Genomic DNA, 22,657 nt, shown 5'->3' with positions numbered 1-22,657 from the left:
GGAAAGTTGTGGCTACTTGTGCCGATTCCGAAGTCCGCCGGTGAACTGCCGGGCGATCACTTCGCATGCACACTCTCTCGCGGCAAGGTCTGCTTCCAGCACTTGCTGGATGGTGGCAGGACGCGGGCCGGAGGTTTCGATCAGCACATCCTCAATTGTACGCGGAATACCCATAAAAGGGATGGATCTACCGGGGTCAGGATTGAGGAAGGCGGCGACCGCGATCTCGTCGGCGGCGTTGAGGGCGATGGGCGCTTTGCCACCAGCGGCGGCGGCTTCGTAGGCAAGGCGGAGGCAGGGGAAACGGGTGAGGTCGGGCTGCGAGAAATCGAGCTGGCTAAGCGTGGTCAGGTCGAAGGTAAGTGCCTCTTTTTCCGTCACGGCCACGCGTTCGGGATAGGCCAGCGCATAGAGGATGGGGAGGCGCATGTCAGTTACCGAGATCTGGGCAAGGATGCTGCCGTCGACGAACTCGACCAGCGAGTGGACGGTGGACTGCGGATGAATAGTGACACGGACCTGGGCGGGTGGCAGGTCGAAGAGGCGGCAGGCCTCGATGACCTCGAAGCCCTTGTTCATCATGGTGGCAGAGTCGATGGTGATGCGCTGCCCCATGACCCAGGTGGGGTGCTTGAGCGCCTGTGCAGGAGTGATGTGCTCGAAGTCGGCCAACGGTGTATTGCGGAAGGGGCCACCGGAGGCGGTGAGCCAGATCTGCTTGACCTCGGCGGGTGTGCCTCCGCGCATGGCCTGGTGGACGGCGTTGTGCTCGGAGTCGATAGGGAGCAGGGCTACGTTGTGCTCCTTCGCGGCGGCGATGATGAGTTCGCCGGCAGCTACGAGGCACTCCTTGTTGGCGAGGCCGATGGTCTTGCCCGCGCAGACGGCGGCGTAGGTGGCTTCGAGTCCGGCGACGCCGACGATGGCGGAGACGACGAAGTCCACTTCGGGCAGGGTGGCGACGCGGACGGTTCCGGCGGTGCCGTGGACGACTTCGATGCCAGTGATCCCTGCTGCCTTGAGGCGGCCCTGAAGCTGGCCTGCCAGTTCTTCGGTGGCGAGGGAGATGACCTTTGGCCGCCAGCGTTCGCATTGGGCAAAGGCGATCTCGACGTTTTGGCCTGCGGCCAATGAGACGACTTGGTAGCGATCGGGGAATGACTCGCAGATGGAGAGGGTGCTGTTGCCGATGGAGCCGGTGGAACCTAAAATGGCGAGTTTTTTCACGAGCCTTATTTTCTCAGACAATAGAGCTTATACATAAATCTCGATTCTGATTGAGAAGAAAGACTCTTGTAGCAAATAACGTTACTCCTTGAGCGGCAAGACGAAAGCCCCGGTTTTGGCCGGGGCTCTTTGCACGACGGATACCCGCTGATTAGCGGCGCATGTTGCCGTTCATGAGGTGCTCAACTCCTACACTATAGCCGCGACGAAATGCTTCGCGGTAGGCCCGGCGATCCTGGCGCGAAACATGCGGATGCCGGTACTCGTCGCGATTATTTACATCGGGACGGCGATGGTTTCCGTAGTCTTTGCGGGCACCTTCAATGCCATCGTGAAAGCCGCGACGTTCAATCTCCTGATATTCAGGCGGAGCCGTCTCCCAAGGCTGCTGCGGGCCATATCCACTCCGATATTCCGGCGGAGGCGGTCCTTGCGCGATGAGGGATCCAGGGACGAACGCCAACGTCGTTACTGCCACAATCCCAAGCAGAGCATTTCTGAGATTCATTCGTTCTCCTTTGCGGTGCCGGTGTAAGAACAACGGACACAAGCGGTTTGATGCCTGGGTTCACTCAAATGGCGCATGAAGGGTTGGCGTTTTTAAAAACGTCCCATGCCGAAGGCGTCTTTGAGGATGAGGACAAACCAAAGAATGGGGGCGGCAAGCAGCAGGGCGTCGATGCGATCGAGCATCCCGCCGTGGCCAGGAAGCATCGTGCCCGAGTCTTTCACTCCGGCTCCGCGTTTGATGGCGGACTCCAGCAGGTCGCCCAACTGTGCTGCAATGTTGAGGACAGCGGCGAGCAGGAGGGACTGCCACATCGGCTCTGAGGTATGGAGCACCAGGTTGCCGTGCGAGCTGAGCACATCGCCGAGGTAGATGACGATAAAGGCCGCGATGATGCTGCCGACGATGCTGGCTGCGGAGCCCTCCCAGGTCTTGCCCGGACTGAGCCGCGGGGCGAGTTTGTGGCGGCCGAATCGGCGGCCGATGTAGAGCGCCGCGATATCTCCGGCCCAGACGCAGACCATCAGGAAGATTACCAGAGCGGTTCCGTCCTCCTTCTTCCAGATAAGGGGAATCAGGGTGAGCGGATAGGCGATGTAGATGAGGCCGAAGAGTCCCTGTGCGGTGTCGGGCAGCACCTGGATGAGCGGCGAACGGAAGCCGTTCCAGGCGAAGAGAGCGAGCGTGAGCGCGCTGAGGACCGGAAGCTGCGCCTCGACGGGGAAGTTGGGCAGCGTGACGACGAAGGCGAGCGCCGTGCCGAGCGTCATCCACCACAGCGGGATGCGGAGTTGCGCGCCATGGGTTTCGGCACCGACGGCAGCGAGCTTGAGATATTCGTAAGCAGCGAGCTCCGCGATAATGGCCGCGAAGAGCGTGATCATCCACAGCTGGCCGAAGAAGATGAGCGCGAAGACGGCAGCGATGAGAACGATGGCAGTAAGGATGCGTTTCATGAGTATGGAAAAGAATACAGGTCAGAGCGTAATTTTTGCTTAGCGCGATAATGCGAGATCAGGAGCAACGTGAGAGAGATTTATATTTTCACCCATCGCAGAAACCGCTCTGAATGAGGCCCCCCGAACCGGAATAGAGAAAGATTCCAGCTCAACGACGGGTCAATTCGTGGGGGTTGAGTTCCGTGGCAATCTCGGTCTCCAGCTCGGAGACGGGCTGGAGGGTGTCAATCTTCTCGTCGGAGTGGGCATCGCTGAGGCCACCGTAGCGGCGGTCGCGGCCCTGATAGTTGACCAGCGCTTCGAGCAGATGGATGCCGCGAAAGTCGGGCCAGAGGCGGTCGGTGACGAAGATCTCGGAGTAAGCGATCTGCCAGAGCAGGAAGTTGGAGATGCGCTGCTCACCGCTGGTGCGAATGATCAGGTCGGGATCGGGCATGTGCGCCGTGTAGAGTGCGCGGCTGATGGTGGGCTCGTCGAGCGAGTCCAGCGCGCCTGCGCCGAGGAGGTCTTCGACCGAGCAACCGCGAGTGTGCGCCTCGGCGGCAAGGTTGGTGAGAATCTTGCGGAAGGCGTCGACGATCTCGGAGCGGGCGCCGTAGTTGAGGGCCAGCGTGAGGGTGGTGCCGGTATTTTTTGCCGTAGCCTCGGAGGCCCACTGCATCGTCTCCTGCACCTCGGTGGGGAGATCGTAGGTGCGGCCGATGTAGGCCATGCGAACGTTGTTGTCGTTCATGCGCTTAACGTTGCCGATGAGATAGCTCTTGAGCAGCTTCATCAGGAAGCTGACCTCGGCCTTGGGGCGGCGCAGATTATTTTCCAGTGAGAAAGCGTAGAGCGTCAGGAAGGGAAGGTCGATACGCGAGGCGGTCTCGACAACGTACTGTACGGACTCAGCTCCCTGTTGATGGCCGAGGAAGCGCTTGAGCGCACGTTTACCCGCCCAGCGGCCATTGCCATCCATAATGATGGCGACATGTTGGGGGATTTTGGTGGGGTCGAGCTGCCGATAAACGCTCTGCTCCTCAGGGGAGAGTTCGTGAAGGCGGCTGGGGACTCGATTGGGAGATGGTGACGGCAAAAACAACCTCGCAAAGACTGACGCTAGCACACTGAGTTAGCGTGTGCAATGAACGCCGCTTATGGTAGAGGTTCGCAGGGCGAAGGAGAGGTGCCGCAACCCATTCCCGTGAAGGGAACGCGCTGCGGCACGAGGTCGGCCCAGGCTACGCGGTGCGGCGGCGTCCGGCAGCTAACTCGCGGACATGATTGAGGAAGATCGACCGCTGCAGAGCGTCGAGCTGCGAGGTGTACTCGGCAATCTCGGCGAGGAAGGGATCGGTCATCAGCACAGCCGTTTCGTCGCGATGGCGGTTCGTGGAATCGCGCAGCAGGGTAGAGATATCCACCTGAAGCGCCTTTGCCAGGCGGTCGAGCGAGGACAAGGTCGGCATAGCCTTGCCGTTCTCGATCTTGGAGATATAGGTGCGCGGCACATTCATGCGCGCTGCCAGCTGACGCTGTGACAAATTGCGCACGTGGCGCAGGTCACGAACAGCAGTAGCTACCTGAATGCCACCTTCTTGCGTGGCTTGTGGGGGAACGATCTTGAGAGCGGGAACCGGTTCTGGCTCCTCGACCTCAAGGCATTTGTGGCAGCGGCGGCAAAGTGCGTTCGACGGGCGAAACTGCACCAGGCTGCAATGATCGCAACGCAATACCTCACGTTGTTCGACGGGCGCCATCATGGTTGCCATAGTTGTATGTAGCGGGCGGATTCCAGAGCAAGGACCGCAGCACACGTCCGATAACGGAACGCCTGATGTGCCTAGAATGACACCGGGTTACTGAACAGTCAAGAGGAAACTCATTGATTATTAGCGGGTGTTATCTAACTGAGAACTTTAAGCTCTTGCGCGCCATCGCCGTATGGTATGGCGAGACCGCTGGAGCTCTCGCAGCCGACACCACTGGGCATCATTGATACGCGTCCGGAGATATGCGCCTGAAGACTTTGCGTCACGCCGCCCGCTTCATGCATCATTTACAGTTACAGTGGCACGCGCTCGCGGCAGCGGCTGCAAGGAAGGCACTTCTCCATGATCTTGAAGTCTTCAAGGCTCTCGAACCGAATCTCCAAACTCTGCATGGCCCTTGTGGCGTTGGGCATCCTCTCGCTCACCATTGCTGTTCCCGGCTCTGCCCAGTCACCTCTCACCATGCCGTTCGTCAAGAAGCAGATCTACTCCGAGACCGCGAACCCCAACGCTGATATCGCCGCCGCCCTCAAGAAAGCTCGCGCCGAGCACAAGCGCGTCCTGCTCGACTTCGGCGGCGACTGGTGCGGCGACTGCCAGATCCTCGACATCTATCTCCATCAGAGCCCCAACGCCGATCTGCTTGCCAAACATTTTGTGCTGGTCCACATCTACATCGGCCACATGGATCGCAACCTCGATGTTCCAAAGAGATATGAGATTCCCATCAACAAAGGCGTCCCTGCGCTCGCCGTTCTCGACGCCCATGGCAAGCTGCTCTACTCCCAGCAGACGGGACAGTTCGAAAATATGCGCAACATGAGTTCGGGCGCTGTCACCGCGTTCCTCAACCAGTGGAAGGGCTGATTCAGCGCCCCACTCTCACGTTTCTTGCTCGGCGCCAATCTTGAGAAGACTCCTTCGCATCTCCTCCCTCTTCCACCGCACACTGCTCAACATAGCGGCGCACGACTGCTTGAATGTAGCCCAGTCTGCAGCCTATTCAGCAATGATCTCACTCTTTCCCGCGCTCATCATTGCCGCAGCCTTCGTCGGCTTTCTTCCGGGCATGGCCCCACTCCGCTTCCAGCTCTCTCTTTTTTTCGACAGCATCCTGCCCTCTGACGTCACTCCTCTTCTTGAGGGCTACTTCGCCACTACGCGTCACAATCCGCAATCCATTCGCGCCATCATCATTGGCATCCTGGTCAGCGTTACTGGAGCCTCCAGCGTTATCGCCACGTTTATGGAAGGCTTTCGCCGCGCCCACGGCCTTCCGCCCGATTGCTGGACGTTCTGGCAGCGCCGCGTCCGGGCCTATGTCCTCGTCCCTCTCTCGCTCATCCCGCTTGCCATTGCCAGCACGCTCGTCGTCTTTGGACACTTCATCACTACGTTGCTGGCGATGCACATGATGCCCTTTGCACGCACTCCGGTCTACGTGATTGCCGTCATCGCCCGCTGGATGATTGCCTTCACCGGCAGCATCGGCATCATCGCTCTCATCTACCACATGGGCACGCCCATGCGACAGTCATGGAAACGGACGATCCCCGGCGCCGTCCTCGCCACCGCCATGTGGTTCCTGACCACCCTGGCGTTCGGCTGGTACGTTACCCGGTTCGCCAACTACTCGCAGGTCTACGGCTCGCTCGGCGCGGGCATCGCGTTGCTCTTCTGGCTTTACATCATCTCGCTCAGCGTGCTCTGCGGAGCGGAGTTCAACGCGCAGTGCAACGCCCACTTTTTTCCATCTGTTCAAGCTGATTCAACCGTCGCAGGCGCACAGAGCCCTTCCACCGGGTAAAATTGCGAACGGTAGCAAAACTCACTGGTATACCTTGCGGTCCACGCGGGGTTAGAAAGAATGCGGCAATCGATTTCATGAACACTTCTCCAAATCCCCTCTCGAACGACCCCTCTTTTACCGGTACCGAACGCCTCCGTCGTGCCAAAATCGTAGCTACCCTCGGGCCTGCATCCAGCACCCCTGAAGTCTTCCGTCAGCTCGTCCGCGCCGGCCTCGATGTCGCCCGCCTCAATTTCTCCCACGGCAGCCACGCCCAGAAGGCCGAGCTGATCAAGATGGTGCGCACCGTCTCCAAAGAAGAGGGCAAGCCCATCTGCATCCTCGCCGACCTGCAGGGCCCCAAGATCCGCACGGGTAAGCTCAAGGGTCACAAGCCGGTCCAGCTCGTCGCAGGCAAGCGCCTCACCATCACTCCACGCGAGATCGAAGGCACCGCCGCCATCGTCGGCACCACCTTTAAGACCCTCGCCGAGAACCTCGAACCCGGCTCCCGCATCCTTCTGTCGGACGGCCTCATCGAACTCCGTGTCGAATCGGTCAAGGGCGGCGACGTAACCTGCATCATCGTCAATGGCGGCACCCTCGGCGAGAACAAGGGCATCAATCTTCCCGGAATCCCGGTCAAGGTTCCCTCGCTCACGGAAAAGGACGAAGAGGACCTCATCTTCGCCGTCGGTCAGGGAGTAGACACCATCGCCGTCTCCTTCGTCCGCACCGCCGACGACGTTCGCCACGTCAAGAACCGTCTTACCGCTCTCAAGTCCGACGCATGGATCATCGCCAAGCTTGAAAAGCCACAGGCCATCGAGCATCTCGACAGCATCCTCGAAGTCACTGACGCCATCATGGTTGCCCGCGGCGATCTCGGCGTCGAAGTCCCACCCGAAAAAGTCCCCGCCATTCAGAAGCACATCATCCGCCGCGCCGCCGAGTATCGCAAGCCCGTCATCACGGCCACGCAGATGCTCGAGTCGATGATCGACAACCCACGCCCCACCCGCGCCGAGGCCTCGGACGTCGCCAACGCCATCTACGATGGCACCGACGCCGTCATGCTCTCCGCCGAAAGCGCCGCCGGCAAGTATCCCGTCGAGTCTATCGCCATGATGGCAAAGATCATCATCGAGACCGAGCACCAGATCCGCATCGACCCTCGCCCCGCTCTTGGCCGCGCACACAGCGTCCAGCTCTCGATTGCCGAGACCATCTGCGAGTGCATGTCACACGCAGCCGACGATCTCGACGTAGCCGCCATCGCCATCTTCACCGAGACTGGCATGACCGCTCGCCTGCTCTCGAAGTACCATCCCGATCCGCCGATCTTCGCGCTCTCACCCTTCGAGAAGGTCATCAATCGGTCGATGCTCCTGTGGGGCACCTATCCCATCCTCTGCGACCGCTTCCGCGACACCGACAAGCTGGTCAACATGGCCGAAGAGGTCCTCGAACGCGGCGGCCACGTTCAGCCTCGGCAGATTGTAGGCATCGTCGCCGGAACTCGCACCAAATCCGGCGCCACCAACTTCATGCGCCTACATATGGTCGGCGATCGCGACACTGGATCTGCTAAAGCCAAGCCCAAATCCAAGCTGAAGAAGAAGTAATCTTAACCAAACAACAAATTGAGGGATGGGTATTAGCCCATCCCTCAATTTATTTATAGCTATTTCCTCTCAGGTGTAGCTTCCTTCGTTTGTCATTCCCGAAGGGAATCTGCGTTTTGCTCGAATCACCGCAACCTACATCTGGAGGAGAATCGCTCTAATCGACGTTCTACTTGTACTCCGCGGCAAACCGGTCCGCCGCGCGATTCATCTCTTCGGCCGTTGCAGCATGAGAGAGCAAAATCACCCGATACCGAAATGTCGCACTCTGCCCTTTATCGATGGTGAAATCAAACGCCGTCTGCGAAGGAACGAATATCTTCCGCCCCAGCGGGTTCGCGGCGAACAGACCATATCCACGAGCATGCCAGTAAGTCGGATACCCCGGGTTCGTCGGGTTGTCGAGAATCGCGATCGTCTCCGTCTTGCCATCAGGCGTGGTGCCGGTCAGCTCACACCAGCGTCCTCGCGTCGACCAGACAGCATCGCCTTTCTTGCCCTCGCTGGTCAGGTAGACCCCAGTCGCTCCCGCAGTATTGCCAGCCGCCACCTCGGTTGGGTGTCCGCTGGCATCGGAAAAGATACCGCCCTTCTCCGTCGCCGACTCCAGAAAATGTGCAACGCGAATTCCCAGCACGCCTTCCTTGTCGTCGTTGAAGACCACCTTATCCAAAGCATGAAGCGTAGTGATGAAATCAATCACCCGCTCATCGCCATGCTGCGAAAACACGTAGCGGGTCGTCTCGTTGATAATCTTTTGATTCTTCCCCGTAACCCATACTGAATCGACCACCAGCTCGCCGCGATCGTGCCCACTCTTGGTGGATACGATCTTCTCCTGATGGATCGTGCCCATCTTCTCGCGGTTCTCCGGCTTGATCGCATCCGAATTGTTCCAGAAATCGAACCCGTTTACGTTGCCATAGTTGAACCACAGACCCGCATGGTGCGGATGGTCCACCCGCTCCCCATCTCGAGGAGCGAGCGGATACCCCCGGGTCACCGTAACGCCATCCGCCGCGATCAGCGGAAACAAGACCGGCTTCTTCAGCGTCGAAGGCCACACGTACGAGGTAAACGGCTTGCCATCGATGGTGACATCGACGCGCTGCTGCGCCTCATCCGCTGTGACCTTCACAGCATTCTCCGCCGTTTTTGCAAAAGCCTGAGCCGAACTTCCCATTCCCACCATAGCCATCACGCCGCACAAGACCCACTTATGCATGGACCTTTCCCCCCGCCATCACCTGCTGCGTCTTATCGTCGAAGGTCACCTTCTCCCCCGTCTGGATGGCGGCAATATTCATGCACAGCGCAATCGAGTGGCTATACCCGGCCTCGATGTCGGCGTTCGGCGTCTTGCGCGACCGCACGCACTCCATCCAGTTGCGCATGTTCGCCGAGGTCTCCGAATCGACGTGGGTGCCAAGGCCTGTCTCCATCGCCTCTGCATGCTCCACCAGCGGAAAGCTGGGCAGAAGATTCGGCTGCATCTTCATCTCGGCCGCCGACTTCGCCGTCAGGCCTCCCGTAGGCGTAACCGTCTGCTTCGACATATCCAGCATCCCGCCATTCGAGTAGTACAGCTCCTTTACCCCGCCCGCTGAATTCGTGAAGCGCGAAGTATATTGCACCTGAAATCCCTTCGACAGATCATCCAGCGGGCCATAGTCGAAGACCGCCGTCATCGTGTCCCAGTTCTTGCGGCCGTCCTTCCACAGATAAATCCCGCCGTTGGCCACCACGCTGCGCGGATGCGGCAATCCACTGAACCAGTGGACCGTGTCGATCTGGTGCACCAGCCACTGGTCGGGTATCCCCGAGGAGTACGGCCAGAACAGCCGGAACTCAAGATACTTCCGCGCATCGAACGGCTCATAGGGACGGTTCATCAGGTAGCGCTTCCAGTCCGTGTCCTCTTCCTTCAACAACGGCACCACATCGGGCCTGCGCCAGCGCCCAGGCTGATTGACATTCCACGTCATCTCCACCATCACGATGTCGCCGAACTTGCCCGACTTGATGTACTCGGCAGCTTTCATATAGCTGGGAGTGCTGCGCCGCTGCGTACCCACCTGCACGATCTTTCCCGTCTTATGCACCGCCGCGCGAAACAGGCGAGCGTCCTCCATCGTGTGGGCGGTCGGCTTCTCAACATAGGCATCGCGCCCGGCGTTTACAGCCTCCGTCCCATGACGAGCATGTTGAAAGTCAGCGGTCGCTACCAAAACGGCATCCACATCCTTGCGCGCATAAAGCTCGTCATTGTTCCGCACCGTCGCGATCTGGTTGCCACTCAGCTTTTGAATGTAGGCAGCGCCTTCCTCCCGCCGCCGGTTCCAGATATCGGACACCGCAACGATCTCGAAGTTCATGTCCTTCGCATTTGCCTGAAACGCAGGGATCAGGGCGCCCTTCATCCGGTCGCCGCAGCCTACAATCCCGACCTTGACCCGGTCATTCGCTCCAACAATGCTCGCGTAGCTCGTTGCATTCCAGGAGACGGCCGTAGCCGCCAGCGCCGAGCTGCCTATCTTCAAAAAATCCCTTCGGTTCGTGTCCTGCGATGCCATGCATTCTCTCCCTGATGTGTCGTATCGACGTGGTCATACCGTTTTCCAGCCAAAAAATAGATCCGTGCAAAATCATCGAGTTCTCAGCCAGCGAAGTGTACATAACTTATAAGTGGTCTGGCCACCAGCCATTTTTTGGAACTACCAAGCGGTCTAGGTTGGAAGTGGCAAAAAAATGCACACGTGGGTAAATGAGGGGACAGGAAATCGAGCCAAATACAGCCCAATCTGCATTTACTGAGCTTTTCTTTGAAATTAGCGTTTCTGCAACTTTGGCGACCCAAATGCTTACTACCTGAACGTTGACAGTGATTCAGTACATATCTCTTTTGAAGGATTCTCAATGCACTCTCTGCCTGGAACTCGCCGGAACCGCAAAGCAACAATCATCAAAGCCACCCTCATCACCCTCTGCGCAGCCGTTCTTGCTCTGGGCGCGCCTGCCACCCTGCACGCCTCACCCGTCACCTACGACCTGACCCTCACCCCCGGCTCAGGTTCGCTCTACGGTGGGAGCGGAACCATCACCGTCGACAGCGCCGCGCCCGCAACCGGACAGGTCGATTACACCCAGGCCAACGGCAAACTGCTCGACGTTACTTTCAATATCGACGGCCAGAACTTCTCCCTCGCTGGAGCGAACGGAACCACCCTCGTGCGCTTCCTTGACGGGAACCTCAACGACATCACCTTCGCCGAGACCATCGGAACCACTCCCAACCGCTTCACCCTCGATTCCACCTCGGGCTACGCCTTCTATTACGACAATGGCCAGGCTGCCTCCTATGGCACCTTCACCGCAGGCCAGGGCGATCCAGGCTCTCCTTCGCCGGTTCCAGAGCCCTCTTCGCTTCTGCTGTTCGCCACCGGACTTCTTGGCGCCGCAGCCACCCTTTATCGCCGGATGGCGCCGCAGGCCATCCGCTCCCTTTAGCAAACCAGCGCCTATGGCCGCCCTTCTCACAGGGGCGGCCACTTTTTTGTCCCCCACCCCATCCCAGCGGGATTCGCACACCGCGCTCCCGTACAATCGCACTCTATGGGCCGTATCCGAATCCTCTCTGACCTGGTAGCCAACCAGATAGCCGCCGGAGAAGTCGTCGAACGCCCAGCCTCAGTCGTCAAAGAGCTGCTTGAGAACTCCATCGACGCCGGTGCCACCCGCATCCGCATCGAGGTCGAAGCCGGAGGTCGCAAGCTCATCCGCATCGCCGACAACGGCCACGGCATGGTCAAGGACGACGCTCTGCTTGCCTTCGAGCGTCATGCCACCAGCAAGCTCCGCACCTCCGACGACCTGCTTTCCATCGCCACCCTTGGCTTCCGTGGCGAGGCGCTGCCAAGCATCGCCAGCGTCTCCCGACTCACCCTCGAAACTCGCGCAGCGGAAGATGCAGCCGGAACCCTGGTCGAGATCGCCGGAGGCAACATCCTCCGCGTCGAAGAGGCGGGCCTGCCCGCCGGAACCACCATCACCATCCGCGACCTCTTCTTCAACACTCCCGCCCGCCGCAAATTCCTCCGCTCCGAGCAGACCGAGCTCTCGCACATCGCTGCTCTCGTCACTCACTACGCCCTTGCCCATCCGACAAAACACTTCGAGCTGCACAGCGCGACTCAGGCCCTGCTCATAGCGCCCGCAGTCAGTAATAGCTCCGACCGCCTCTTCCAGATCTTTGGCCGCGAGACCTCGAACCTCATGCTGCCCACCACCGCCGAGCTCGACTTCACCCGCGCTGGTCTCCCCGAGCCTCCACCCTGGAAGCGCGAGCAGGACTACACGCCGCCCGATCCCGGCTACCTCCGCATCACCGGCTTCGTCTCCAAGCCCGAGCTGCAAAAGCTCAACCGCAACTCCGTCTACGTCTTCGTCAATCACCGCCTCGTCCGCGACAAGCTCGTCCTCCACGCGCTCAACGAGGCCTACCGCAACATCATTCCGCCGACCTCCTTTCCCGTGGTTCTCCTCTTTCTCGAAATGCCGCCGCAAGAGGTAGACGTCAACGTTCATCCTGCCAAAACCGAGGTCCGCTTCCGCCAGTCCAGCTTCGTCCACGACTTCATCCGCGATACCGTCCGCACCACGCTCATGCAGAGCCGCCCTGTGGCCAGCTTCGCCGCCGCTCTGCACAACACTCCGCACGCCAGCGCTTCGTTGCTGCTTGATGTAAGCCCCATGAGCGATGGCCCATCACAACCCGTCTTTGAGCCAAATGGGCAGCCCCAATCCGACGCCGATCCAACCTCAGCCGACACCGTTCCTTTCAATCTGGCTGCTCCCCAAGTATCCGAATCCCCCGGCCGCCTCGCCTTCCCCGAAGTGCAAATCCCCGTCGGCTACGAAACTGAGGAATCGCCGAACGAAAGCGAAACCCTCAACGCTCTCGCCACACTGAAGCCCCTGGGCCAGCTCCGCGACTCCTTCATCCTCGCCGTCAACGACGAAGGCCTCTGGATCGTCGACCAGCACGTCGCCCACGAGCGCGTCCTGTTCGAGAAGATTCTCCGCGCCCGTGAGGTGGAGCAGGTCCAGCGCCAACGTCTGCTGATGCCCGTGCTGGTCGATCTCCTCCCCGCACAGATGGTCACCTTCGCCCGCCTTGCCGACGAGCTTGACCGCAACGGCTTTGAAGCCGAACCCTTCGGCCCCAGCACCATCGCCATTAAGGCTGCTCCGGTAGGCCTCGAAGGCAGGGAGCTCGAACGAATGCTCGAAGAAGTCCTCGCCGTTCCCGACCGCGAGCAGCAGGCGGAGAACTCCGAGACTCGCCGCCGTCGCATCGCTGCCAGCATCGCCTGCCACGCGGCCATCAAAATCAACATGCCCCTCGACCCCGCAAAGATCGACTGGCTGCTCACCGAACTGGGAAAAACCGAGCATCCCACCAGCTGTCCGCATGGCCGCCCCATCGCCCTGCGCTACTCGCATAAAGACATCGCTAAAGCCTTTCAGCGGATATAAGGCAGTGCTCAGAGCAGAGTGCCCATCTCCCCTTTTGCTTAAGGGCACGCCTTCACAGGCTGCGAAATAGTCAGTTTTGCTTAAGGGCACGGCTTCACCGCAAATAGCAAGCTTTGCTTACGGCACGGCTTCAGCCGTGCCGTAACTGCTCTGTCTGAATGGGGCTTTAGCCCCTGAGGTACGGTTTTCGGCTACGGTTTATTCCGCAACCTACTCCGTTCACACAATCCAATCCTTGACATTGCTGGTAAACTTTAATCAAGTACAGAAGACAGAGACCCGGCCAAGCCGGGTGTTCGTTTTAAAAATGGCCTGGATGGAATTCCAGACTTAAACCTTCTGGTTCCAATACTTTAGGACTTAAGTAGGAGGGGGGGTACATACCTGCCAAGGCTTCAACGCCCCCAGACCGACTCTCGACCTTGAGTATTCTTATAAATGTGCGGTGGGGTTCAGCGAATAGATCGCCTACCCTCCCCGTCGAACCAAAGATCATCAGATCGTCCTTCTTCAGCTCAGGCTGGAGAATTGCTGTCGCGCGGTAGTTTCGCCCCAGCAGGAAGGCAACACCTTGAGTAACCTAAGCAACTCCACGGCTGACCAGCTCGCCGCCGCCCGCCTCACCCACTGGCACCAGAACGCCGAACCCATTCTCACCATCAACATGCTCCGCGACTGGCTCAACGCCTCTGGCCTGGTCCTCTACACCTCGCGCGCCCAGCAGATCCCATCGCCCGCGCCGACCTTCGTGGAGGCCATCCTCGGCACACCGAACGCCGCGCCTACACTGGCCGAGACCGACGAGCCGCGCAGCCTCCTGGCCCGCCTCATCGCAGACGGCGGAGCGATCCCGCTCAACCTCCTTGGCACTCCCAGTGGCACCGGCACCGAGACGCCAGACTTCATCGTCTCCCCCCTGGCGTTCCCCTACATCTTCACGCTCCGCGGCGACAAGGCCTGGAAGCAGCCTCCCACCACCAGCGGAGCGGCCAAAGTCTCCCCGCTGGCCCTTGCCACTTACAACCTGCTGGTAGAGCGCATTACTATGAGCGCCTACGACCTCGCAACGCAGCTTGGCAAAGAGGTCACCGAGGCCGCCGTCCTTCGCGCCCTTACCGAACTCTGGCAGCATCTCCGCGTCATTCCTATCCCACAGTCCGATGGTGCCGCTACCCTCTGGGAGCTGACCACCACGCGCTTCACCAAGCAGATCAAGGCGGGAGCCAACGCAGGCCAGCCGACTGCACTCTCGGCACTCACCTCTCTCTATCTTGGCCAGGCAATCGTAGCCACCGAAGACGACGTAGAAACCTTCCTCTCGCCTGTAGCCGCCCGTTCGCGAATCCGTGACGTCGTCCACGCGCTCATGTCGGCCCGTCAGCTCGAAACCATCGCCATCGAAGGCCGCACCGTCCTCCATGTCAACGGAGAACTTCCCGAGTTCCTCGCTATTGCCGCGCCCGCGCCCGACGATGCCAACGCATTTGCCATCGCCGCCGAAGCGGAAGGCGAAACCGAATCCTCCGACCGCATCAAGAAGTTTGTTCCCAAGCCTCGCAAGGTCGGGACAGGGTTTGTAAACAAGCCGTTTGAGACCTCCAACCGCGAGCGCCGTCCCTTCACCCGCGAGTCCAACCGCCCCGACCGCCCCAGCTTCACCAAGCCCTGGGAAGAGGAGAAGGCAGACCGCCTCGCTGCATCGCGCACACCTTCGACCGTACGCGGCGAAGACGCGGCGAGCGGCGACGCACCTCGCCCCTACACCCGCAAGCCCAGCTTTGACCGGGAAGGGAAACGCCCTGCTTTTGGATCGAGACCGTCCTTTGGAAACAAGCCGTCCTTCGGCAGCAAACCGGCTTTCCGCAGCGACCGTCCCAGCAGCCGGCCTCCATTCCCTCGCGAGGGCGAATCGGGCGACTCTCGCCCGCCTCGCAGTACCTTCTCCAAACCCGGAACCTTCGACCGCAAGCGTGAAGGCTTCGCCGGAAAATCCTTTGATCGCGGCGACAGCCGTCCACCCCGTCGCGACTTCGGGGATAGCCGTCCCCCGCGCCGCGACTTCGGCGATTCGCGCCCACCTCGGCGTGATTTTGGGGACTCGCGCCCCCCGCGTCGTGACTTTGGCGACTCCCGTCCGCCGCGCCGCGAGTTCACCCCGCGTCCTGAGGGCGACAGCGACTCCCGTCCCCCGCGCCGAACCTTTGGCGACAAGCCTGCCTTCGGAGGTCCGCGCACAACCGGCAGCTTCAGCCCCCGCCCTCCCCGCGAAGGCGGCGCAGGCCCATCCCGTTTCGGCGGCAAGCCGAGCTTCTCCCGCGACCGCGATGACCGTGGCGAGCGTAGCGGACGCGGTGAACGCCCCAGCGGCCCGCCTTTCCGCAAATTCGACGCACCCCGGGGCGACCGACCTGCGCGTCCCTTCTCGGACCGTCCCTCCCGTCCATTTTCTTCCGACCGTCCGGAGAGATCCGATCGTCCCGACCGTCCCGCTCGTTCGTTCTCTTCCGACCGGCCGGATCGGCCAGCGCGTCCCTTCTCCTCAGATCGTGGTGAACGCCCCAGCCGTCCCTTCCGCCCCGAAGGTTCAGGCAGCTACGCAGGCAAACCCTCGGGCGGCTTCGGAGCGAAGAAGCCGTACAGCAAATCGGGTGGAAGCTACGCCGGAAAGTCCGGCAGCAGCTTCGGCGGCAAAAAGCCCTACGGCAGATCTGCTGCAGGCGAATCCGGCAAGCCGGCCAACACCTTCGATAAGTTCAAGGGCAACAAAAAACCCTTCGGCAAACGGGCGCCAGCGCGTAAATTCAAACCTGAAAAAGGTGCCTCCGCCGAATGACGCCATCCCCCGCTACCTCTCAGCCTGAGCGCAGCAAACGCCAGCGGCCCGTCATCGCCATTGACGGCCCAGCTGGCGCAGGCAAAAGCACTCTGGCCGCCCACCTCGCCCGCCGTTTCGGCTTCCTCAATCTCGAAACCGGGGCGATGTACCGCGCCCTCGCGCTCAAGGCGATCGAAAACGATTTTGCCTTCGACGAAGAGGCTCCTCTGCTCGAGCTCGCTAATCACACCCGCATCACTCTCGAACCGCAGCTTGAGGGCAACCGCGTGCTGCTCGACGGAATCGACGTCTCCCGCCGCATCCGCGATCAGGACGTCACTTCCGCCGCCTCGCAGATCTCGATTCACCACAACCTCCGCGCCTGGATGGTGCTTCAGCAGCGCGCGCTCGGCGAGCAGGGCGGGGTCGTCATGGAAGGCCGCGACATCGGCACCGCCGTCTTTCCCGACGCAGAAGTGAAGATCTTTCTCGACGCCGCACCTGAGGTTCGCGGCAATCGCCGCTACCGTCAGACCGTTCCCACGGAGTCACCCACGATTCCACAGAACTCAGACCGCCAGATCCCCGAGCCACAATCTGCTGAGCAGCAGCGCGTCGCCGAAGAAGCCATCCTCCGCGACCTCAAGGAACGCGACTACCGCGACCGCCACCGCGCCGAATCTCCCCTTCAACCTGCACCCGACGCTGTCGTACTCGATTCCACCACCATGACCCTCGAAGAAGTCCTCGCTCAGGCGGAACAGATTGTCCACTCACATCTTCCGTCCAATAAATAGCTTTGTTTGCATGGTCAAAAGCGCTACACCTTAAAGTGAGTAAATAAAGTATTTTCCGCTTTTGATTAAAAAACTTGGCAAATGTGCTAACCTTTCCACATCGTTTGAAACAGATTGGTTTTCTGCAGCGCAAGCCAGTGTAAGAACCCCGATTTGGATCTACGGAAATTCATAAGTAGTACAAGGAAAGAAACAATGGAACAGGGAACAGTAAAGTGGTTTAACGATGCCAAGGGGTTTGGCTTTATCAGCCGTCAGAACGGCGAGGATGTATTCGTACACTACTCGGCGATCAATTCAAACGGTTTCAAAAGCCTTCAGGAAGGCCAGGCCGTACAATTCAACGTGGTCAAAGGACCCAAGGGATGGCAGGCGTCTGACGTCCAGCCTCTCTAGTCTTTAGAGACACCACAGAAACAAAAAAGATTTGCGAAAGGGACGGCTCAGGCTGTCCCTTTCCGCGTTTAACACACTGCGATTCTATGGATATTTTCTTTCATTGGGAGCGATCCGAAGGCTTTCCTATCCCCGGCAAGATCGTACTGGTGACCTTGAACTTCCTATATCCCGAATCAACCTCTCGAAAGTTTCCATTAAATCTGAAGAGCAGAAACACCCGCGCCGTTCCTCGGCCATCCACCTCAACTGGGAGCCAAACCTCATCATTTATCTTCCGCTGCTCCAGTGAAAAGCTCGTGCCTTTCTGGATGTTCACCACCAGCCCTGCCCCAATTTTGAATGTATCCAGAAAATGTCCTTCGAGCTTTGAAATAGCATCGTCGTCTTCATCCACCCACACGGTTCCGGCCACATCGCGAATCAAGTTTTCCAGACGGTTGCGTGTTCTGGCCTTGGGATCGCCCACGTAATCCACAGCGATCGTCTTCCGCCCATTCAGCATGACCCGCCGTGCGTTGCTGAAGCTGCCCAATTCGAGCAGACGCGATACGGTGACCTCCTCATAGCCATTGGAATCGGTCGTCTTTCCTTCGGCTTCGGCCTTCGCTCGCCTCTCTCTGGCCCTGGTCACCTCTTTGTCGATCCGTTTGTTTTGTTTCTGCTGTTCGCCCGCGCTTAGCTCTTTCCCATTTTTCTTTGTTAACTTGTGGACTTGCACGCCCTCCACCCAGAAGACGTCATACTCCTCGGTTTCAGTCTTCTTCACCCTGCCGTTTCCGTCGAGTTGCTGCACCATATCCACCGCATGATACAAGTAGTCTTTCTGAACAGCCTCAGCCTCCTTTTGATGAGTTTCCACCTCATGCATCAGCGCGGGAATGTCCGGCAGCGGTTTTTCTGCGTTCAGACCCTGCGCTCTTCCACCGGCCACGCCCCACCCCAAAGCCACGGTCAAAATCAAGATCCTCGAAGAGACACCCGCCATGTCCCCATCTTATGGGGAACAGTTCCCCAGCCTTGGCGGCAAGAGTATCGGAAATCGTTTGCGTGTAATAGAGTAGACTGTGGTCGTACCAATAACACTGCGTCGCGCATTTCTCGCTACAGTGCTGAGGAAAAGGAAAGTCAATGCCTAAAATGCTTATCCTTGGCAACTCTGACGATGTAGCCGTCGCCCTGCACCCGGTCGCGGCGAACACCCCCATTCCTGACCTGAACATCACAGCCCTAGCTGATATCCCTGCCGGTCATAAGATAGCCCTCCGCGCCATTTCAACTGGCCACCCCATTCGAAAATTCAATCAAATCATAGGTTTCGCCAGTAAGCCTATTGCAGTTGGTGAGCACGTTCACACGCATAATCTCGTCACGGGAAACTTCGAGCGCGATTACTCCATCGGCACCGAGGCCCACTCAACCGAACTCTTCGACTCCGCCAGTGCAGCTATCTTTCAGGGAATCGTCCGGTCCGATGGCCGCGTCGCCACCCGTAATTACGTCGGCGTCCTTACGACGGTCAACTGCTCTGCCACCGTCGCCCGCCGCATTGCCGCGCACTTCACGCCTGAGGTTCTCAGTGCCTATCCGAATGTCGACGGTGTGGTCGCCATCACACATGGCACCGGCTGCGGCATGGCCGAGCACGGCGAACCCGCCGACCTACTCCGCCGTGTCTTTGCCGGGTACGCTACCCATCCCAACTTCGCGGGAGTCCTGCTCCTCGGCCTCGGCTGCGAGACCAATCAGATAGACAGTCTGGTGGCTCTTACCGGCCGCTCCTCCAACCTCCGTACCAGCACCATTCAGGAAGAGGGGGGCACTGCTGCCGCCATCCGCAACGGGATAGTCACCGTCCGGGAGATGTTGGAGCAGGCGAACCAGGTAAGCCGCACTCCTGTCTCCGCCTCGAATCTGATCGTAGGTCTGCAATGCGGTGGCTCCGACGCCTACTCCGGCATCAGCGCCAACCCGGCATTGGGGGCTGCTGTGGATCTTTTGGTTAGGAACGGGGGGACCGCCATTCTCTCTGAGACGCCGGAGATTTATGGTGCCGAGCACCTTCTCACCCGCCGAGCTGCCAGCCCCGAAGTGGCTGCCCGGCTGATCGAGCGCATCCACTGGTGGGAGGAGTACACCGCGCGCCACAAGGGCTCCATCGACAACAATCCGCAGCCCGGAAACAAGACCGGAGGTCTGACGACGATTCTTGAGAAATCGCTCGGAGCCATCTCGAAGGGCGGAACAACGAACCTGATCGAGGTCTATCGTTACGCCGAGCCAGTCCATAAAAGGGGCCTCGTCTTTATGGATTCCCCCGGCTTTGATCCGGTCTCGGCCACTGGTCAGGTTGCGAGCGGGGCAAACCTTCTATGCTTCACAACGGGTCGGGGTTCTGTCTTTGGCTGCAAGCCGACACCGTCGCTCAAGCTGGCCTCCAACACTCCTCTTTACAACCGGATGGCCGACGATATGGACATCAACTGCGGCACGATCATCGACGGCGATGAGACGGTGCAGGAGGCTGGCGCCAGGATATTTGAAGAGATGCTCGCCGTGGCATCGGGCAAGCCGACCCGAAGCGAGGTGCTGGGATTTGGCGACGAGGAGTTCCAGCCCTGGCTGCAGAGTGCAACTTTGTAGTCGCCTATCGCACAAGTTTGATGAAGGACGTGCGGTGCATCGCCGAAAGGTCTAGCATAAAAGAAGCACGCGAACGATCGCGAATAGATCTGAAGTGAGGACGCAATGGCCACCAAGGCAGGGGTAGTGACCCCACCGGCTCCCGTAGCAGAACAGCAAGACCGTGAAACAGTTTTCGATATCTTTCGCCGCTGGGGATACCTTCAGGCCTCCCTCGATCCGCTCGGTCAATACCTTCCGCCTGAGCCGTTTCCCACCCCGGCACCCGAAGGCGAAGCTGCCGCAGAGGCCCGCAAATATTACTGCGGCACCATTGCAGCCGAGTTCATGCATATCCCCAGCCCGGAACAGCGGCAGTGGTTGCAGGAACGCATCGAGCAGACGCCACCTACTGCTGACCAGAAACTTATTCTCACCCAGCTTATTCGCGGCGATATCTTCGAGCAGGTTATTCAGTCCCGTTATCTGGGAACGAAGCGCTTCTCGCTTGAAGGCCTCACCGTTCTGATCCCTTTTCTCGACCGAGTTCTTGCGGTGAGCGCAGGGCTTGGAGTGACGAAGTGCGTCATGGGCATGAGTCATCGTGGACGCCTGAATGTCATGACCAACACGATTGGCCGCAAGGCGTCGGAGATCTTCACCAAGTTCGAAGATGTCGATCCGCGCAGCACGATGGGCGGAGGAGATGTGAAGTACCACATCGGCGCCACCGGCGAGTACCGTTCGCCGAAGGGTGAAGTGATTGGCCTGCATCTGGCGTCAAACCCGAGCCATCTTGAGGCGGTTGATCCCGTTGTGCTGGGACGCGCGCGCGCGAAGCAGGAGCGCATCGGCAAGGGTGGCAAGGATGCGGTGTTGCCGCTCATCATTCATGGCGATGCGGCGTTCGCGGGACAGGGCATTCTTGCCGAGTCGTTGAACATGGCGACGCTGCATGGGTACAACGTGGGCGGGACGGTGCATGTCATCGTCAACAACCTGCTTGGCTTCACGGCGATTCCCGAAGAGTCGAACTCGTCTCGCTTTTCGTCGGACGTCGCCAAGCGACTGCCCATTCCGATCTTCCATGTGAACGCCGAAGACCCCGACGCGGTGGTCCGTGTGGCTGCAATTGCGGCGGAGTTCCGGCATCGCTTCCACTCCGACGTTGTGGTGGACTTGATTGGTTATCGACGGCACGGACATAGCGAGGTTGACGATCCTACGGTCACGCAACCGCGCCGCTATGCCAAAATCAAGGACCATCCACCGCTGTACCAGATTTATGCGCAGCGGATCGGTGTCGATCCAGCGGCCGAGGTGCATCAGATCCAGCAGGAGCTGCTCGACGACCAGAAGGCCGCGACCAAGGCCGAGCGCGTGCCGCTGTTGCGCGAGATGCCCGATTACTGGAGCTCTTATAAGGGCGGGGAATTGTTGCCAGAGGACGATGTCCCGACCGGTTTGCCGAGTGAGCGCGTCAATGAGCTGGTGCTCGCCCTGACGAAGTATCCCAGCGACTTTCACATTCATCCGAAGGTGAAGAAGCTGTTTGAGCAGCGGGTGGAGATGGGCGCTGGCACGCGGCCTTTCGATTACGGCGCGGCAGAACTGGTGGCTTATGCTTCCTTGCTGGAGTCGGGAACGCTGGTCCGGCTGACAGGGCAGGACTCGCAGCGAGGAACGTTCAACCAGCGCCACGCGGTGATGGTCGACACGGAGACCGAGACGAAGTACATTCCGCTGGCCCATCTGAGTGAGGGACAGGCCCGGTTCGAGGTATATAATTCGCTGTTGTCCGAGGCTGCGGTGCTCGGCTTTGAGTATGGGTTTGCTCGGGACTATCCCGAGGCGCTGGTGCTTTGGGAGGCGCAGTTTGGCGACTTTGCCAATGGGGCGCAGGTCATTATCGACCAGTTCATCGCGTCGAGCGAGATGAAGTGGGGACTGCTCTCGGGTATTGTGATGCTGCTGCCTCACGGTTACGAGGGACAAGGCCCGGAGCACTCGAGCGCCCGCCTGGAGCGTTATCTGCAACTGGCGGCGAACGACAATATTCAGATCTGCCAGCCATCGACGGCCGCGCAATATTTTCATCTGCTGCGGCGTCAGGCATTGCGACCGTGGCGCAAGCCGCTGATCGTGTTTACGCCAAAGAGCATGTTGCGTCATCCCGATGCTTCGTCACACTTATCTGACTTCGCCCGCGACCGTTATCAGAATGTTCTGCCTGATAACGAGGTGACTGATCCGCGGCGGTTGCTGGTTTGCAGCGGCAAGATCGGACACAACCTGCGTATGGAGCGGGCGAAGCGAAAGGATATGAGCGTCGGCATCATCTTTGTCGAGCAGCTCTACCCGTGGCCTGAGGAGGAACTACAGGCTGCGCTCGATCAGCATCCCGGCGCTGAGGAGATTGTTTGGGTACAGGAAGAGCCGGCGAACATGGGCGCGGCGTTCTATGTGCTGCCTCTGCTACGGCGTCTTGCCGGCGATCGTGCGGTGCTGAGCGTAAAGCGAAGTCCAAGCGCGACTCCGGCCACCGGCTCGGCGAAGGCGCACGATATGGAAGAGAAGACCCTGATCGATCTAGCGTTTGGCGCTAAGTCTACTTAAATACAGATGACGGA

18 protein-coding genes are annotated in these 22,657 nt (G+C 59.5%); 10 read left to right on the top strand and 8 right to left on the bottom strand.

The window, feature by feature from the left end; all coding sequences use genetic code 11:
• Positions 1-12: 12 nt before the first annotated feature.
• The 5 genes from P4G45_RS12740 to P4G45_RS12720 form a co-directional block, all read right to left on the bottom strand.
• Positions 13-1,227 carry a 1-deoxy-D-xylulose-5-phosphate reductoisomerase gene (locus P4G45_RS12740; protein ID WP_348266855.1) on the bottom strand — a complete coding sequence of 405 codons (1,215 nt, stop codon included), beginning with the start codon at positions 1,225-1,227 and terminating at the stop codon, positions 13-15.
• Positions 1,228-1,378: 151 nt separating this feature from the next.
• Positions 1,379-1,735, bottom strand: coding sequence for a hypothetical protein (locus P4G45_RS12735; RefSeq protein ID WP_348266854.1), 357 nt, complete (start codon positions 1,733-1,735; stop codon positions 1,379-1,381).
• Between the two features lie 92 nt (positions 1,736-1,827).
• Positions 1,828-2,691, bottom strand: coding sequence for a phosphatidate cytidylyltransferase (locus P4G45_RS12730; RefSeq protein ID WP_348266853.1), 864 nt, complete (start codon positions 2,689-2,691; stop codon positions 1,828-1,830).
• Between the two features lie 151 nt (positions 2,692-2,842).
• A complete protein-coding gene (gene uppS, locus P4G45_RS12725; protein WP_348266852.1) occupies positions 2,843-3,772 on the bottom strand; it encodes a polyprenyl diphosphate synthase in 930 nt (309 codons plus the stop codon).
• A gap of 145 nt (positions 3,773-3,917) precedes the next feature.
• Positions 3,918-4,448, bottom strand: coding sequence for a helix-turn-helix transcriptional regulator (locus tag P4G45_RS12720; RefSeq protein ID WP_348266851.1), 531 nt, complete (start codon positions 4,446-4,448; stop codon positions 3,918-3,920).
• Positions 4,449-4,790: 342 nt separating this feature from the next.
• Here P4G45_RS12720 and P4G45_RS12715 point away from each other — a divergent pair, with 342 nt between their 5' ends.
• From P4G45_RS12715 to pyk, 3 genes are all read left to right on the top strand, one after another.
• The gene (locus P4G45_RS12715; protein ID WP_348266850.1) at positions 4,791-5,315 is read left to right on the top strand and encodes a thioredoxin family protein; all 525 of its coding nucleotides are present in this window, start codon (positions 4,791-4,793) and stop codon (positions 5,313-5,315) included.
• 40 nt (positions 5,316-5,355) lie between these two features.
• Positions 5,356-6,255, top strand: coding sequence for a YihY/virulence factor BrkB family protein (locus tag P4G45_RS12710; RefSeq protein ID WP_348266849.1), 900 nt, complete (start codon positions 5,356-5,358; stop codon positions 6,253-6,255).
• 77 nt (positions 6,256-6,332) lie between these two features.
• The gene (gene pyk, locus P4G45_RS12705) at positions 6,333-7,862 is read left to right on the top strand and encodes a pyruvate kinase (RefSeq protein ID WP_348266848.1); all 1,530 of its coding nucleotides are present in this window, start codon (positions 6,333-6,335) and stop codon (positions 7,860-7,862) included.
• Positions 7,863-8,031: 169 nt separating this feature from the next.
• Here pyk and P4G45_RS12700 read toward each other — a convergent pair whose 3' ends face one another.
• Entirely contained in the window at positions 8,032-9,087 is a 1,056-nt protein-coding gene (locus P4G45_RS12700; RefSeq protein ID WP_348266847.1) for a PmoA family protein, read from the bottom strand.
• Positions 9,080-10,435, bottom strand: a complete 1,356-nt coding sequence (locus tag P4G45_RS12695; protein ID WP_348266846.1) for a Gfo/Idh/MocA family oxidoreductase — start codon at positions 10,433-10,435, stop codon at positions 9,080-9,082. The genes P4G45_RS12700 and P4G45_RS12695 overlap by 8 nt, the downstream gene beginning before the upstream one ends.
• Positions 10,436-10,778: 343 nt before the next feature.
• Here P4G45_RS12695 and P4G45_RS12690 point away from each other — a divergent pair, with 343 nt between their 5' ends.
• From P4G45_RS12690 to P4G45_RS12670, 5 genes are all read left to right on the top strand, one after another.
• Positions 10,779-11,369, top strand: a complete 591-nt coding sequence (locus tag P4G45_RS12690; RefSeq protein WP_348266845.1) for a PEP-CTERM sorting domain-containing protein — start codon at positions 10,779-10,781, stop codon at positions 11,367-11,369.
• Between the two features lie 105 nt (positions 11,370-11,474).
• Positions 11,475-13,397, top strand: a complete 1,923-nt coding sequence (mutL, locus tag P4G45_RS12685; RefSeq protein WP_348266844.1) for a DNA mismatch repair endonuclease MutL — start codon at positions 11,475-11,477, stop codon at positions 13,395-13,397.
• Between the two features lie 571 nt (positions 13,398-13,968).
• Positions 13,969-16,230, top strand: a complete 2,262-nt coding sequence (locus P4G45_RS12680; protein WP_348266843.1) for a hypothetical protein — start codon at positions 13,969-13,971, stop codon at positions 16,228-16,230.
• Positions 16,227-17,009, top strand: coding sequence for a (d)CMP kinase (cmk, locus tag P4G45_RS12675; protein WP_348266842.1), 783 nt, complete (start codon positions 16,227-16,229; stop codon positions 17,007-17,009). Before P4G45_RS12680 ends, cmk begins: the two co-directional genes overlap by 4 nt.
• 195 nt (positions 17,010-17,204) lie before the next feature.
• A complete protein-coding gene (locus P4G45_RS12670; RefSeq protein WP_013581125.1) occupies positions 17,205-17,405 on the top strand; it encodes a cold-shock protein in 201 nt (66 codons plus the stop codon).
• A gap of 100 nt (positions 17,406-17,505) precedes the next feature.
• Here the strand turns inward: P4G45_RS12670 and P4G45_RS12665 are convergent, their stop codons facing one another.
• Entirely contained in the window at positions 17,506-18,369 is an 864-nt protein-coding gene (locus P4G45_RS12665) for a hypothetical protein (RefSeq protein ID WP_348266841.1), read from the bottom strand.
• Positions 18,370-18,536: 167 nt separating this feature from the next.
• Between P4G45_RS12665 and P4G45_RS12660 the strand changes: the two genes are divergently transcribed.
• Together P4G45_RS12660 and P4G45_RS12655 are read left to right on the top strand one after the other, a co-directional pair.
• A complete protein-coding gene (locus P4G45_RS12660; protein WP_348266840.1) occupies positions 18,537-20,048 on the top strand; it encodes an altronate dehydratase family protein in 1,512 nt (503 codons plus the stop codon).
• Between the two features lie 105 nt (positions 20,049-20,153).
• Complete coding sequence (locus P4G45_RS12655) at positions 20,154-22,643, top strand: 2-oxoglutarate dehydrogenase E1 component (protein WP_348266839.1); 2,490 nt, start codon at positions 20,154-20,156, stop codon at positions 22,641-22,643.
• Positions 22,644-22,657 lie beyond the last annotated feature (14 nt).

Origin of the sequence: Edaphobacter paludis (assembly GCF_039993895.1) — a bacterium.
Classification (GTDB): Bacteria; Acidobacteriota; Terriglobia; order Terriglobales; family Acidobacteriaceae; genus Edaphobacter; species Edaphobacter paludis.
The sequence above is the reverse complement of the archived record's forward strand: the minus strand, read 5'-3'. Positions and strand labels throughout refer to the sequence as shown.

Bases quoted from the DNA above. Each gene is read 5' to 3' on its own strand.
- P4G45_RS12735 (WP_348266854.1), bottom strand. From the start codon at position 1,735: ATGAATCTCAGAAATGCTCTGCTTGGGATTGTGGCAGTAACGACGTTG.
- P4G45_RS12730 (WP_348266853.1), bottom strand. From the start codon at position 2,691: ATGAAACGCATCCTTACTGCCATCGTTCTCATCGCTGCCGTCTTCGCG.
- P4G45_RS12720 (WP_348266851.1), bottom strand. From the start codon at position 4,448: ATGGCAACCATGATGGCGCCCGTCGAACAACGTGAGGTATTGCGTTGC.
- P4G45_RS12715 (WP_348266850.1), top strand. From the start codon at position 4,791: ATGATCTTGAAGTCTTCAAGGCTCTCGAACCGAATCTCCAAACTCTGC.
- pyk (WP_348266848.1), top strand. From the start codon at position 6,333: ATGAACACTTCTCCAAATCCCCTCTCGAACGACCCCTCTTTTACCGGT.
- P4G45_RS12700 (WP_348266847.1), bottom strand. From the start codon at position 9,087: ATGCATAAGTGGGTCTTGTGCGGCGTGATGGCTATGGTGGGAATGGGA.
- P4G45_RS12695 (WP_348266846.1), bottom strand. From the start codon at position 10,435: ATGGCATCGCAGGACACGAACCGAAGGGATTTTTTGAAGATAGGCAGC.
- P4G45_RS12690 (WP_348266845.1), top strand. From the start codon at position 10,779: ATGCACTCTCTGCCTGGAACTCGCCGGAACCGCAAAGCAACAATCATC.
- mutL (WP_348266844.1), top strand. From the start codon at position 11,475: ATGGGCCGTATCCGAATCCTCTCTGACCTGGTAGCCAACCAGATAGCC.
- cmk (WP_348266842.1), top strand. From the start codon at position 16,227: ATGACGCCATCCCCCGCTACCTCTCAGCCTGAGCGCAGCAAACGCCAG.
- P4G45_RS12670 (WP_013581125.1), top strand. From the start codon at position 17,205: ATGGAACAGGGAACAGTAAAGTGGTTTAACGATGCCAAGGGGTTTGGC.
- P4G45_RS12660 (WP_348266840.1), top strand. From the start codon at position 18,537: ATGCCTAAAATGCTTATCCTTGGCAACTCTGACGATGTAGCCGTCGCC.
- P4G45_RS12655 (WP_348266839.1), top strand. From the start codon at position 20,154: ATGGCCACCAAGGCAGGGGTAGTGACCCCACCGGCTCCCGTAGCAGAA.